The sequence below is a fragment of the Porcincola intestinalis genome (assembly GCF_009696445.1).
Lineage (GTDB): Bacteria > Bacillota > Clostridia > Lachnospirales > Lachnospiraceae > Porcincola > Porcincola intestinalis.
The window spans coordinates 67,819-81,604 of record NZ_VULZ01000016.1 but is presented as its reverse complement, the minus strand read 5'-3'; the positions used below and the strand labels follow the sequence as shown (position 1 = coordinate 81,604).

At 49.3% G+C, this 13,786-nt stretch carries 13 protein-coding genes; all 13 read right to left on the bottom strand.

The features are described 5' to 3' along the window. Window positions 1–129: PEP/pyruvate-binding domain-containing protein (locus FYJ35_RS15270; RefSeq protein WP_408634797.1), on the bottom strand; the 129-nt coding region annotated here is incomplete at its 3' end. 118 nt (window positions 130–247) lie between these two features. Further along, the gene (locus FYJ35_RS12865; protein ID WP_154527180.1) at window positions 248–1,216 is read right to left on the bottom strand and encodes a D-2-hydroxyacid dehydrogenase; all 969 of its coding nucleotides are present in this window, start codon (window positions 1,214–1,216) and stop codon (window positions 248–250) included. Window positions 1,217–1,284: 68 nt separating this feature from the next. Then, window positions 1,285–2,565 carry a TRAP transporter large permease gene (locus FYJ35_RS12860; protein ID WP_154527178.1) on the bottom strand — a complete coding sequence of 427 codons (1,281 nt, stop codon included), beginning with the start codon at window positions 2,563–2,565 and terminating at the stop codon, window positions 1,285–1,287. A gap of 12 nt (window positions 2,566–2,577) precedes the next feature. Next, window positions 2,578–3,114, bottom strand: coding sequence for a TRAP transporter small permease (locus FYJ35_RS12855; protein ID WP_154527176.1), 537 nt, complete (start codon window positions 3,112–3,114; stop codon window positions 2,578–2,580). Between the two features lie 117 nt (window positions 3,115–3,231). Continuing rightward, window positions 3,232–4,323 (bottom strand): DctP family TRAP transporter solute-binding subunit, encoded by a 1,092-nt coding sequence (locus FYJ35_RS12850; protein ID WP_154527174.1) that lies wholly within the window; start codon window positions 4,321–4,323, stop codon window positions 3,232–3,234. Between the two features lie 55 nt (window positions 4,324–4,378). Next, window positions 4,379–5,908, bottom strand: a complete 1,530-nt coding sequence (locus tag FYJ35_RS12845) for a xylulokinase (RefSeq protein ID WP_154527172.1) — start codon at window positions 5,906–5,908, stop codon at window positions 4,379–4,381. Window positions 5,909–5,939: 31 nt separating this feature from the next. Then, on the bottom strand, window positions 5,940–6,821 hold the full coding sequence (locus FYJ35_RS12840) for a class I fructose-bisphosphate aldolase (protein ID WP_154527190.1): 882 nt from the start codon (window positions 6,819–6,821) through the stop codon (window positions 5,940–5,942). Window positions 6,822–6,934: 113 nt separating this feature from the next. After that, window positions 6,935–7,987 (bottom strand): zinc-binding dehydrogenase, encoded by a 1,053-nt coding sequence (locus FYJ35_RS12835; RefSeq protein ID WP_154527170.1) that lies wholly within the window; start codon window positions 7,985–7,987, stop codon window positions 6,935–6,937. A gap of 253 nt (window positions 7,988–8,240) precedes the next feature. Beyond that, the gene (locus tag FYJ35_RS12830) at window positions 8,241–9,089 is read right to left on the bottom strand and encodes a MurR/RpiR family transcriptional regulator (protein ID WP_154527168.1); all 849 of its coding nucleotides are present in this window, start codon (window positions 9,087–9,089) and stop codon (window positions 8,241–8,243) included. A gap of 88 nt (window positions 9,090–9,177) precedes the next feature. Next, the gene (locus tag FYJ35_RS12825; protein ID WP_328597089.1) at window positions 9,178–10,311 is read right to left on the bottom strand and encodes a glycerate kinase family protein; all 1,134 of its coding nucleotides are present in this window, start codon (window positions 10,309–10,311) and stop codon (window positions 9,178–9,180) included. 165 nt (window positions 10,312–10,476) lie between these two features. Next, window positions 10,477–11,112, bottom strand: coding sequence for a lactate utilization protein (locus FYJ35_RS12820; RefSeq protein ID WP_154527164.1), 636 nt, complete (start codon window positions 11,110–11,112; stop codon window positions 10,477–10,479). Between the two features lie 142 nt (window positions 11,113–11,254). Continuing rightward, window positions 11,255–12,232: an ROK family protein gene (locus FYJ35_RS12815; RefSeq protein ID WP_205839838.1), complete on the bottom strand. Its 978-nt coding sequence runs from the start codon at window positions 12,230–12,232 to the stop codon at window positions 11,255–11,257. Between the two features lie 23 nt (window positions 12,233–12,255). Continuing rightward, window positions 12,256–13,785, bottom strand: coding sequence for a DUF4127 family protein (locus FYJ35_RS12810; protein WP_154527160.1), 1,530 nt, complete (start codon window positions 13,783–13,785; stop codon window positions 12,256–12,258). Window position 13,786: the final 1 nt, after the last annotated feature.

The following is a 13,786-nucleotide window of genomic DNA, read 5'->3' as shown; positions in this document are numbered from 1 at the left end:
CGTAATCGTGAAGCCCTGCGGCACCGGCAGTCCGAGCCCTGTCATCTCCGCAAGCCCGGCTCCTTTGCCTCCGAGAAGATTCCGCATCCCTGCGTTTCCTTCTGAGAACATGTAAACATACTTCTTCACTTTTATTTTCCTCCTCTCCCGATGACACCTGTCCCGGGGATGTGAATCATCATTCTTTTCCATGCATCAAAAAGGCCGCTTTCTGTATCCGCGGCCTTATGCTTCTTTCAGGTTATCCTCACAGCTTGTTCACTACGTTCGTGGGATTCCCATTCAGGAACGATCTTACATTTTCGACTGTCGTATCCATGATTCGCTGTCTAGCAGCCTTTGCCGCCCATGAGATGTGCGGTGTGATGACACAGTTCTTTGCCTTCAGAAGCGGATTGTCTTCCCTGATAGGTTCTGTTGAGACAACATCCAGTCCAGCCGCATATACTTTCCCGCTATTGAGCGCATCAGCCAGATCCTGCTCCACAATAAGCTGGCCGCGGCTGTTATTGATGAGGATCACGCCATCCTTCATCTTTGCGATGGTATCTTTATTGATCAGTCCCTCTGTATCCGGGAACAGCGGGCAATGCAGGAAGATGACATCGGATTCTCTGAACAGTGTCTCGCGATCTGTATATTCAGCGACAGCCTTTCCAGCATCACTCTCAAACTTATCGTTTGCGAGGACTTTCATGCCCATTGCTCCCAGAATCCTGGCTGTCTGCTGCCCGATCCTTCCGAGACCGATGACACCTGCAGTCTTCCCGTACAGCTCGATCATCGGGTAATCCCAGAAACACCAGTCTGCATTGCGCTCCCACTCTCCGTCATGGACCTTCTCGCTGTGCGCCCAGTAATGAGAGCAGATTTCCAGAAGGAGACCGACCGCGTACTGCCCGACAATCTGCGTTCCGTAGGTCGGAACATTCATGACTGGAATTCCCTTCTCTCGTGCGTAGTTGTAGTCCACAACATTGTACCCTGTAGCAAGAAGGGCAATTGCCTTCAGATTCGGACATCTGTCGATCGACTCCTTTGAAACCGGAGTCTTGTTGGTGATGACTATGTCTGCATCGCCAATCTTCTCAGAGATAACCGGGGATTCCTCATAGGAAACCCTGTCATACACCTTCAATTCCCCCAGCTTTTCCAGTTCTCCCCAGGACAGATCTCCCGGATTCTCCGTATAGCCATCAAGAACAACGATTTTCATCTGTGTTATCCTCCTACATTCATTACACTCGCTCTATCACTGCCTGCCTCAGATCATTGTGACACCGGTCAGGTTCCAAATACAAGCGCCACTGGTGCCTCTATGATCTGCGGGAAAAGAATAAAGATGCACAGTGAAACTGCAATCAGCAATATCCACGGAATCGATGCCTTGATAATTCTTTCCAGCGGCAGCCCTGTTACATTCTCAGCCGCATACAGGCATACCCCAACCGGAGGTGTAATCAGACCAAAGGACAGTGTAATGACCAGAAATACGGTAAAGAACAGCGGTGACACTCCTACAGCCTGGCAGGCCGGAAGAAGAATTGGCACCAGGATAAAAATAGCAGCTGTTGCATCCATAAACATTCCGACAACAATCAGGAATGCATACAGGACAAACAGAATGACGATACGATTATCAGAGATTCCGGCGATTCCCTGTGCAACTCTGGACGGCAGTCCGTCAATTTCGAACAATACCGATGCCGGCTTTGCCGCAATGGCAACAAACAGGATCGTTCCTGTAGACCGTGCATTCTTGATGATGATGCGCGGCATATCTGTCCACTTCAGGGTCTTGAAAACATAGACAGACACAATCATCGTATAGACAACTGCAATTGCAGCACCTTCGGTTGGCGTGTAGACTCCGGTATAAACGCCGCCGAGCAGGATGATCGGTGTGAGAAGCGCCGGTATTGCTCTGACGAATGCCTTACCGAGCTTCTTTCCGCTGAACTTGACCCGGTCGCCGATCCCATGGCGCCTGCAATAGAAGTAGTTGTACACCATGAAAATGATGCCGATGATGATGCCGGGAATCAGTCCTGCAAGCAGTGCCTGCCCGATGGATACATTTCCAGTCGCCGCCGCATTGATCATCAGAATGGATGGCGGGATGACCGAAGCAAGCATGGAGCCGGAAAGGTTGATCGCTGTTGCGTAATCCTTCGGATAGCCCTTTTTTTCCAGCGCGTTAATGCTCATCTTTCCGATCGAAGCAATTGCCGCAACGGAAGAACCGCTCATTCCCGCAAACAGCATGTTCACCACAACCGAGACATGCCCCAGCCCGCCGTAGATCCAGCCTACCAGCGCCTCTGCAAGGTCGTAGATCCGGTCTGCAATTCCGCCTTCATCCATCAGAGATCCGCAGAGAATAAACAGCGGGACTGCAACCATGATAAAAGAGTTCATGGCAGTAAACATCGACTGAGCTGCCATATTCAGCGGAAGCGTCGATTTCGTCGCCATGACAATGACAGAAGCCAGTCCCAGCGAGGTTGCAATCGGCACTCCCAGAAACATCAGAATCAGAAATAACAGGATAATTGCTGCACTCATACTCGTACCCTCTTAGCTGTTCTCAAGCGCCTTCTTTTTCTCCGCTTCCTTGTCCAGGATTGCCACCTTTCCATGGTACTCCATGAAATTTTGAAGGGTTCCGATCAATCCAAGGACTCCTCCAATCGGCTGGCATATCCCGATCAGGGACATCGGAATTCGAAGCGCGGTTCCCATCTCGTGCATCATGATCTGCTGCTGGACAACCTGTGCCCCATATATGACCATAAAGACGAAGAATGCCTCAACTGCCACGAAATACAGGATTTCACTGGCTTTCTTCAGCCATTTAGGTCCGATCTGCAGAAGCAGCGTTACGCGGGCTGATTCACATCTGTTAAACCCTGCCGCCAGTGCAATAAACATCATCCAAAGGAACAGGTAGCGGCTCATCTCCTCTGTCCATGGGAACGGGTGACCAATCACACGTCCGACAATCTGAATCAGAATGACAATGATCATACCGATCACCGTCAATGCCAGGATGAAATCCTCTATCTTGTCAATTACGTTGAAAAACCCGGAAAGTTTTGTTTTCTTCCGTTCCATTCTCAATAACCTCCGCACGTCCTGACAGGTTATCCGTGATACAGGATGGGCTGCCGCATAATTATGCAGCAGCCCGTTCTCTGCCTGACTCTTCTGATAACCTAAAGGCCTGTTTGCTTAGCTTCTTCCAGTAAACTTCGCCGTCGCATCAAAGAGCTCATCGTCATCGATCAGTTCCTTGAACGTGTCATAGCAGGACTTTGAAATCTCGATGAACTGCTCTTTTGCCTCATCCGAGATGTCGTTTGCTTCCATTCCATTATCGATCAATGTCTGCAGAGCAACCTTGTCCTGAGCTGCCATGTAGTTGACATTCCACTGCTGAACTTCCTCTCCCGCCTTCTGAATGGCTTCCTTCTGCTCATCGGTCAGAGAATCGAAGAACTTGGAGTTTACACCGACAACCCATGCATCCGCCATATGATTCGTGAATGAAATGTACTTCTGTACCTCATAGAACTTGTTCGAATACGGGACGTCAACCGGGTTCTCCTGCCCGTCCAGCGTGTTCAGCTGAAGTGCATTGTAAACCTCCGAGAAATTCATCGGTGTCGTGACTGCTCCGCAAGCCTTGAAGAATTCGACATACAGAGAGTTGTTCGGCACCCTGAGAACAAGTCCTTTCAGATCATCCGGGCTGTTGATCGGCTTTTTGGAGTTTGTGATCTCACGGAAAGACCTGGTCCACTTTCCGACTGTCGTGATTCCGATGTCATCGACACTCTTCATCAGCGCATCACCCGTTTCACTGTTCAAATAATCCAGAAGCTGCGCCTGGTCGTCGAACATGTACGGGACAGAAATGACATTGAATCCCGGCTTGAAGCTTGCATATACGGAAGAAGCAAGAATCAGCATCTGAAGGGACCCTGCAGAAAGCTGCTTGATCCCCGCTGCCGTGTCTCCTCCATACAGAGAACCATTTCCAGAGATGGTGATATTCAATGTTCCATCTGAGTACTTCATCGCACGGTTCGCAAATTCCTTTGCAGCAACTCCGATGTAGGACTCTTCCGGATCCGGAATTGCAATCGTAATCTTCGTCGCATCGTCATTCGGAGTCTGATCCTCGGTGAAGGTAACTTCACCTGCTGCCTCAGTAGAAGCCTCCGTCGACGCTTCCGTGGAAGCATCTGATGCGAATGCAGACATACTGACCGTGGTAAGTGCTGCTGCCAGAAGGGCTGCAACCAGTCTTTTTGCTTTCATAGTGTTCTCCTTTTGCGTTGTCGCATGTGTAATTGCTTGACGTCTGTTCAGACGTTCAACAGTTCAAATTTTTTCGGAAGATTTCCTTCAGTGCCGGATACAGGCTGACGTATGTCTGATATCTTGTCTCATAGACACTGTCGTGCGAATGATCCGGTTTGATAACCTTATAGACGCTTCGGTCTACCTTTTCTGCTGCTTCATAAACATCTCGGAAAACACCCGCTCCGACTCCAGCCAGAAGGGCTGCCCCGACCGGTGCCATATCCGTTACATCCAGGATCTGGATTTCTTTCCCCGTGATATCTGCCTTGATCTGCGCCCAGGTATCGCTCTTTGCACCCCCGCCGATGGATGTGAAGCGTTTAATCTTCATCCCTGTTATCCGCTCTGCAATTTCAGACAACTGTCGGAGACCATAACCACAGCCTTCCAGGACCGCCCGGTTCATCTCACGACGCGTTGTCTGAAGCGAAATACCAAAGAAAACACCTCTGGCGTAGGGATCCCAGATCGGGCTGCGTTCACCGAGCATGTAAGGGAGGAACACAACTCCGTCGCAGCCTGGCTGGGCTTTGTCAGCTTCAACATTCATCAAATGGTAGGCATTCCCGATATCTCTTGCCTCGTCAATCAAGTCACAGCAGAATTGTTTCAGAAACCACTCGTTGGCAGCTCCTGCAAACGACATCGCTCCCTGGTAGATCCAGGTTCCCGGAACAACATGGCAGCGATTGATGAATCCCCGGTCAAATACCGGCTTGTCAACACATACCGTCAGGACATCTGTTGTACCAACGGACTCACATACATCTCCTGCTTTTGTCACACCCGAAGCAAGCGTTGCGCATGGAGTGTCTGCTCCACCCATTGTCACCGGAGTTCCCTCCGGAATTCCCATCTCAATCAGGTCACGGTGAATCAAACCGCCAATCACATCCGTAGATTCATGCAGCGGCGGAAGCTTTTTGCGGTCGATCCCGATTGCCTCACATAGGTCCTGCGACCATCTCTTCCCGCCTGTTGTCTCAAACAGATTCGTATAGGAAGCGTTCGAATAGTCGATTCCAAACTTCCCTGTCATCCGGTTTACAAGAAAGGTGTTCAGGTGTCCGAAATACTTCGTCCTCCTGTACTCATCAGGCATATGGCGTTTTATCCAGAGCATCGAAGAGCCCGAGAATGCTCCTGCCATGGAGCTGTTCGCTGTAATTTCGAACAGCCTCTCTCTACCAACCTTCTCTAATATCAGGTCCGCCTCTTCTGTACTCCTGCGGTCGGAGTAGATAATGGCATCTACCAGAACGTTGCCATTTTCATCCATCGCAACAAGCCCCGGGCACAGAGATGAAATGCTGATCCCGCTGACTTTCGTCATGTCGATCCCTTTTCCATCCTTCAAAAGCCTGATGCACGTCAGAACAGCCTGCCACATACTCTCCGTTTCAATCTGCACCGAGCAGGATGTTGGTGTAAGCAGTTTATACTTGCTGCTGGCAATTCCGAGAATTTTTGCATTTTCGTCGATCACAGCAACTTTCAGGCTGGTTGTCCCGACATCAATACCCAGAAGATACTTCGCCATGTCTGACCTACCCCTCATCTGTCTCCGGCTTTCAACCCTTGTTGAGATCCCAGTAGTCTGCGTAATTCTTGTCGTGCTCAACGGTATCAAGAAGTTCCCTTGTCTCTTTCGGTGTATACCCCTTGTGGATCAGTCTTCTCAGCGCGATGACCAGCGCCGTGACATCCTTGTAATCCCAGACCCAGCGGCCCATCGTGACACCGCCGCAGCCAGCGTCCAGTGCATCCCTGGTCATCTGCATGTAGTAATCAATGAGCTGATCCTGCGTAAGCCCCTTCGGCGAATCACCGCCCTGGATCACAACACGGAAAGTTGACGGAACACAGGATATGACCTTCGCCATGCTGTCTGGATCTCCCGTATATGTTGTCTTGACAACATCAAGACCCAGTTCAGCAGCGCTGCGTGCACAGTACGCAATGTTTTCCCATGCCGTCCTTTTGTCTACCGGAACACTTTCACCCTTCGGATAGATATGCCCGATCAACGGCATCCCGATCTCATCGCAGTACTCAGACACTTCTCCGATACGCTCAAACTGCTCATTCTGGAAATCTCCCAGTGTCATGCATCCGAGAGAAACCGCATCTGCGCCAGAACGGACTGCCGCATCCACTGAGCCAAAGATCATATCATTGGTAGGAGATGTCGGTGCATAGTTGGAAATCTTATGAAGAATAGAGATTCCTGAACCAACATGCGGTCCCCAGCATCTCTTCTGAATTCCCCATGTCATCGTCATTGCATCCGGATGCCCGGCCACAATCTTGTCAATGGCGCCCTGAATGTCCTGGATCCCGGTCATTGGGGCAATTCCTCTGGACGTTGCGTGGTCAACCGTGATCGCCATCATCTTGTTGCTGACCGGATTGACCATCCGTGAAAGACGAACTGCCTTGCCCATTGCATACATTGGTGCTGCTGACGGTGTTACTGCCATGTTTTTATCCTCCTATCTGTTGCTATAAAATAATGTTCTTAGGTGGTGCATTCCTTGTTATTTGATAGCCGGATTGTCATTCCCTGTTATTGGTTGACAATCACAACCTTCAAAGCTTTGCCGGACATGTGAAGATCAAGCGCTTCTTTGAATTTGTCCAGCGTAAACCTGGCGGATACAATCGCATCCAGATCGATCTTATGCGCCTTGACCATGTCTGCTGCCTGAAGATAATCGATTCTCTTATAAGCAGTGGAACCTGTCACATTCAATTCGTTGTAGTGGATGATGGACGGATCAATCTCCGCCGTCTTTCCTTTCGGGAATCCCGCAAACAAGCATACCGTTCCGCCTTTTTTTGCAAGCTGCAGCGCACTGTTCACAAGTCCCGTGATACCGATCGCCATGACTATCCGGTCCACACCTGTTCCATTCGTTTCCTCAGCAACAATTGCTGCGAGATCTTCTTTCGCAGAATCCACGACTCTTGTTGCTCCAAGCTTCTTTGCGATTTCCCGCTTCTCTGCATCCAGCTCACTGACAATGACTTTCTTCGCGCCTGCAATCAGCGACAGCTGCAGATGCATCAGTCCGATCGGGCCGGCACCGATAATCAAAACCGTGTCATTGAATCCAGTTCCTGTATTTCGAAGTCCGCGGATGCAGCATGCAAGCGGTTCGATCAGTGCTCCTGCCTCGAAGCTGACATCCTCCGGAAGCTTGACAACATTGCCACTCTCGATGCAGATCTTCGGAATCAATACATACTCCTCAAATCCACCGTTGAACTCATATCCGATCGCCTTGCGGTTCATGCAGGCATTCTCTCTCCCGGAAAGGCAGGCCGGGCAGTGTCCACAAGGGATGACATTCGCGATTGAAACATGTTCGCCGACGGAGAAGCCCTGGACGTTTTTTCCAACTTCCGCAATCTCACCGCAGATTTCGTGCCCGACAACCGAATCCTTCCGTACGCCCTTTGTCTTGGCTCCTGTAAAGATTCTCTTATCCGTTCCACACAGTGCTGCCGCTCTCATATGAAGCAGGATCTCTTCATCTCCGCAAACAGACTTTGGGATATCCATGACTTCATAGTTGTTCGGGTAATTATCTGGTCCATGTAGAATAACTGCTTTCATATTTCCTCCTGACCTTTATAGGATATGAAATGTAATTTCTTTTAATGCTGAAACATATATAGCATAATTGAAATACTATTTCAATAGTATATTTTATTTTTGTAATATTATTACAGTTTATGTCATCATTATTTGTACAATATTTTCATGAAGCAAAAAGAAAAGACCTCTGGATGAACTCCAAAGGTCTTCTTCGCCAGTGTCACACCGGTCTCGTATATATCTGTATAAAAATCAGTGAATTTCCTAAGATTTAATACTTTCCGACAGAAGTGGCTTCTCTTGTATTGAGAATAGACTGATAGGCCTGATCATAATCCAGAACAGCTACTGAACTCACAAGGCAGTCACAGATTGCCAACTGTGCAATTCGGGTACTCACAGATTCCGACTGAAATATTGTTTCTTCATAAGCTGAATAAAATACCACGTCTACCAGTTTGCTCAGTGGAGATTTTCCCTGGCTGATAATCCCAGCAGTAAACGCCCCGTTACTCTTCGCATTCTTGATGCATTCCTGCACATTTGTATTGCAGCCCGAAAAAGAGATGCAGATTGCAACATCCTGTTCATTCATCAGTGACGACTCCATAAGCTGCATATCAATATCCGACTGTGCAATTGTCTCAATCCCAACCTTCAGGAACTTATGCTGAACATCATTACATACCGCCTGGCTTCCTCCGGTTCCAAACAATACGATTTTCCTTGCATGACGGATTTTCATTGCGAGCCTGTGGAGATCCTCAATATTCAACCCGAGAAGTGTTCGATTCAGGACGTTTTCCTCGGAAAGAAAAATCTTTCTGCATATTTCCTCTGTTGTATCCCCACGCCCCAGAATGGGATTGAGCTGCCTGTCTGGCGGAAGAATATCCCGGGCAAGGTTCATCTTGAAATCCTGAAATCCCCGATATCCAATACTCCTGCAGAACCTTACAACAGAAGCATCAGATACACCGGAATGTGTAGCAAGTTCAGAGACATTACACTGAAGAACCGTTTCATAATTCTCCAGTACAAAACTACCAATCTTCTTCTCTGTCTCCGTCAGCTGAGGCATCTTTGCCTTGATCCGTTCCTTACAGCTTCCTGTTATCATGCTTATCCCCCCGGGCGTCTGACTTCTTGATATCAATCTAGTTCTTCGTCCTTTATGGTTCATCATAGCATGAAATTCTTTCTAATCGTCAATTATTTATCAGTCTGAACACCTGTTCAGCTGTATCTGCCATGTTTCTCTTCGCATTTTCAGAATTCATTGCCTCGCTTAGCGAACAGACACCCCTGACGATCGGGAAGAACGCATCTATCCCTGCCCGATTGCAGGCCACAGCATCCTGCGTCACACTTCCTGCAAATGCGACGACCCTTGCACCATACATTTTCGCCAGTTTTGCTACACCAATTGGCGCTTTCCCCATGGCGGTCTGATGATCAAGGCGGCCTTCCCCTGTCACAACCACATCCGCATCTTTCACATAGTCTTTCAGATGTGTTTCATCCAGCACCAGCTGAATGCCTGATTTCAGCTCTCCTCCCAGATAAGCAAGGAAGGCAAATCCAAGTCCGCCTGCAGCACCTGCTCCCGGGAACGTCGGATCCGCATCCGGATTGTGTTGTTTTGTGATTTCGGCATAATTACCGAGCCACTTATCCATCTCCCTGATCATGATCTCATCTGCGCCCTTCTGGGGTCCATAGATTGCACTGCATCCATCGGGTCCGCAAAGCGGGTTTGTCACGTCGCAGGCAATCAGAAATCTGCAGCCTGCGAGTTCAGGAAGCGCGCGCTCAGATCTGACTTCCACCAAATCCCTAAGCCCAATTGCCCCGCGCTGAATCTGTTTCCCTGCCGAATCCAGAAGCTCAAACCCCAATGCCTGCAGCATTCCGGCTCCGCCATCATTGGTGGCGCTCCCGCCAATTCCGATGATAAACTTCCTGCATCCTGCATGGATTGCGTCCCGAATCACCTCGCCCAGCCCATAGGTTGTCGTCAGGAGCGGATTTCGGTCTTCCGGCTTCACCAGCGTAATTCCGGATGCTCCTGCCATCTCGATGACTGCTGTTTCCGAGTCCGGTATCACGCCATATGTGCAGTCCACCGGAACACCAAGTGGACCCGTCACACTTGCTTTCCGATATTCTCCGCCCATCCCCTGAACAAGGGCATCTACTGTTCCTTCTCCGCCATCCGCCAGAGGCCGGACAACAATCTCCGCTTCCGGATTCGCCCTTCGGACACCTTCCGCTGCTGCATTTCCCGCTTCAAGGGACGTCAGACTGCCCTTCAATGAATCAATTGCAATTACAACTCTCACAGTGCCACCTCCATGTCTGTTTTTCGTCTCAATCTGACCTGTCTTAATATATAGCATTCATGAAATCACATTGCAACTAATTTCATATGTTTATGAAATATATTTTCATGCTATGGTGGCAAAACCTTCCCTTCTGAAGCAGACATGAATGATTTTTCTATTTCATCAATACCCCAGCTCCTCATCCACAAGAATCAGATGAATTCTGTCCTTGTGCAGCGAGTACCTGGTGATCAGGAACTGGCAGCAGATCGTATCAGGCGACTTGCAGTCCATACAGGTGCCCGTCTTTGTGCAGGGTGTCTTCAAGCCAAAGCGCTGGACATTGATGACGGCCGCCTCATTCCTGGCACGCTTAAGCGCCGCATCAAAATCCGGCGCAACCTTGTTCATGCCCGCGATCAGAACAAGCTTCTTCGGTCCGTAGGCATAGGCCGAAACACGATTCGCATTGCCGTCGATGTTGACCAGAACACCATCGGCCGTAACCGCATTCACGCTTCCGATAAACACATCCGCGCTGTAGGCGAACTCCTCCGCTGCGCGCTTCTCCGCCCCCGCCGTCTTCCTGCGGTTCACAAACTCATAGTTTCCTTTCTCCAGCGCCTCCTCCAGCCCGATCTGCTGAACCGTGAGTGAACCGCCGCCTGTCACCTTGCTCTTCTCAGGGATCAGCCCAAGCGCCAGCTTCAGCGCCTCTTCCTTCGTGTGCACATGATATCCTGTCATGTTGCGTGACGAAAGTCCCTTGATGACAGCCTGCGCCAGGACATCATTCCGTTTCTGCCTGAATTCCTCCATCGTCAAACCCTCCCGTACTTTCATGTATTCTAATAGCTGCACCTTCTCAAGAGTCATGGGGGATGCACCAGCGAAACATCGCCGCGAATGGGGACTCGGTCCAGATCACGGCAGATACTGACATACCGAACGACACTCCTCCTTATAGAAGGCCAATGCAGGCTGCTCCGATTATACCGGCATCCCCTGGGTCCTTACATGCATCAGCCTGCCCGATCCATGTATTAACAGCGCTTTCCCTTGAATATATTTTCTCATGGATCATCTCCTTCAGCTTTTCCAGAAACAGGTCTCCCGATCTCATAATTCCTCCGGACAGCACCAGAACATCCGGTTGCAGGATATTGATAATGTTCGCAATACCCTCTGACAGGTAGTATAAATACCGGTTGAATACCTTTATCGCAGCTGGGTCCCCTCTTCTCACTGCCTCAAGGACGATCCTGGCATCAATCCGGTCTCGCATTCCACCACACAGATTCATCACCAGACGTCCATCCACCGATTCCTCACGGAGGGCAGCCCTCATTTGTTCCGCCAATGCCGGCGCGGAGGCATATTTCTCAAAGCATCCCCTTCTGCCGCAATTACAGGCTACACCAGAAAGTTCAATTGACATATGACCAAATTCACCCGCTGCTCCATTAACGCCTCGGATGAGCTTTCCATTCATGATGATACCGCCGCCAATTCCTGTCCCAATTGTAATCATAATAAAATGATTCACATGATAACCACCCGCCAGATATTCTCCGATCGCTGCGGCATTGGCGTCATTCTCAATCAGAACCTTTCTACGCAGCTCACCAGGAAAGTTCTTCTGAATCATCTGAACAAAAGGAACGTCCTGGAATCCAAGATTATTTGCATACTCGACGGAACCTTTTTCTAAATTTGCTGTCCCGGGCACTCCAACACCAATGGTGCGGATCTGTCCGGCCGATATGCAGCACTTTGCCAGCATGTGACAGACAGTCGATCCAATATATTCGGCCATGGAGCCCGGCTCTTTTACTTCTTTTGTCTCGACACTCTGCTTATCAATAATATGATACTCTGAATCGACCAGGCCAATATCAAGATTTGTCCCGCCAATGTCGACTCCTACCCTATATTCCATGGACTCATCTTTTCCATTCTTCATTATTCGTTAAACTGGTACCACACCCGAATCCCTGCTTCGAACATCCGCCGCCACGGCATCCAGACATCCTCAATCTGAACCCTTTCGGAGACAGATGACATGTCTGTATGAATATAATGTTCAAGCTCTTTCTGAATCAACTGACTCACGACTCCTCTTTCCTCCCCCACTTCCGTATAAGAAAATGGGCTGAGGTCTATTCCATCCTGCAGATTCTTCGTCCCAAGCAGACTGTCAATTTTCCATCTTACATTCGACATATATCCGCAATCCTCAACATATCGTTCCATCAGGAAATTCATGTGGGCTTGGCTGCGGCCATGAGCGTCAAAGTCGACCCCCTCCGCCAGTGCGGTTCCAAGCGTATTCGCAGAAGTATTCCATCCGGCATATCCTGCAATCTTGTCAAGGATCTTCAGTTTATTCAACATCCGGATCAGCGCCAACTCTCCTCCATTGCCATATGCATTATCGCAGATCACCACCGGTTTTCCTCTCCTGAGGCATTCCTCCGTCTCATCCAGCAACTCCGGCAGATTTCTTTCAGTCAGATATCCTGGATCCAGTGACGGCTGCTCATTCGCTTCCCTGATTCTATATGCTGGTGCGGTAACCATCAATACGAAATCTGCATCTTTCATTGTGTCGCAGATTCTGCATCCTGCAGAAATCACATGGGATTTTACCGTATTCTCCAGGCTGTTCCCCTCATATATCGGAATGACCATCTTAGCCTGTTCGCTTGCATATCTGATATATACAGAAGGCTTCTTTCCTCGAAGATGGTTCACCATTCTCGCCGTCAGTGTCAGGGAAACCTCGTCAGCTCCTGGGTAGATCAGGACCTTGTCCATCAGGTTTCGCTCAACAACGGCTGCCCTGATTTCCTTTTGATCCATTGCCGCATATCCAAATGGGGCAGAATCATCCTGCGGGATAACGAGAGCATCGATCACGCCGGCATCAACAAAGTCCAATGCTTTAAGATTCATGGCTTTGTTCATTGCCCTCCTGGATACATAATCATCCAATGCTCCCTGATCCATCCTACGCAGCAGTCTGTCTACCTCTCCGGGATCGCACATATCAACCCGGCTTTTGTGAACGGCCTCTCCGATTTTATGAATCATCGCTCCATATTGCTCATAATAATCGGGTTCTTCTTCATCAGAGGAATAGTCCGGGCATCTCATGATACAATGCCATGCGTATATCTTCAGGCTTGGATATCGAACCCGGATTTTCTTCACGACCTCCATACGCTGCGCTAAATCACAGCTGGAAAGATGATGGATCCGGGATGGAACCAGGCCGCCGTATAGCAACATGTCCATTGACAAAACCAGGCCATCTGCATCTGCGCACTCCTGCTCTAAAAACGAAACAATCTCGTGGATATCTGCCGGCTCTTTTTTATTTCCAAGCTTTCCGGGGCAAACGATCCGAATATCATCATGACTGAAAAGTTCCTCGGCATAACGACGATTACAAGGTCTTTCATCCATTGGAAGCAGCACGATCTTTATCATC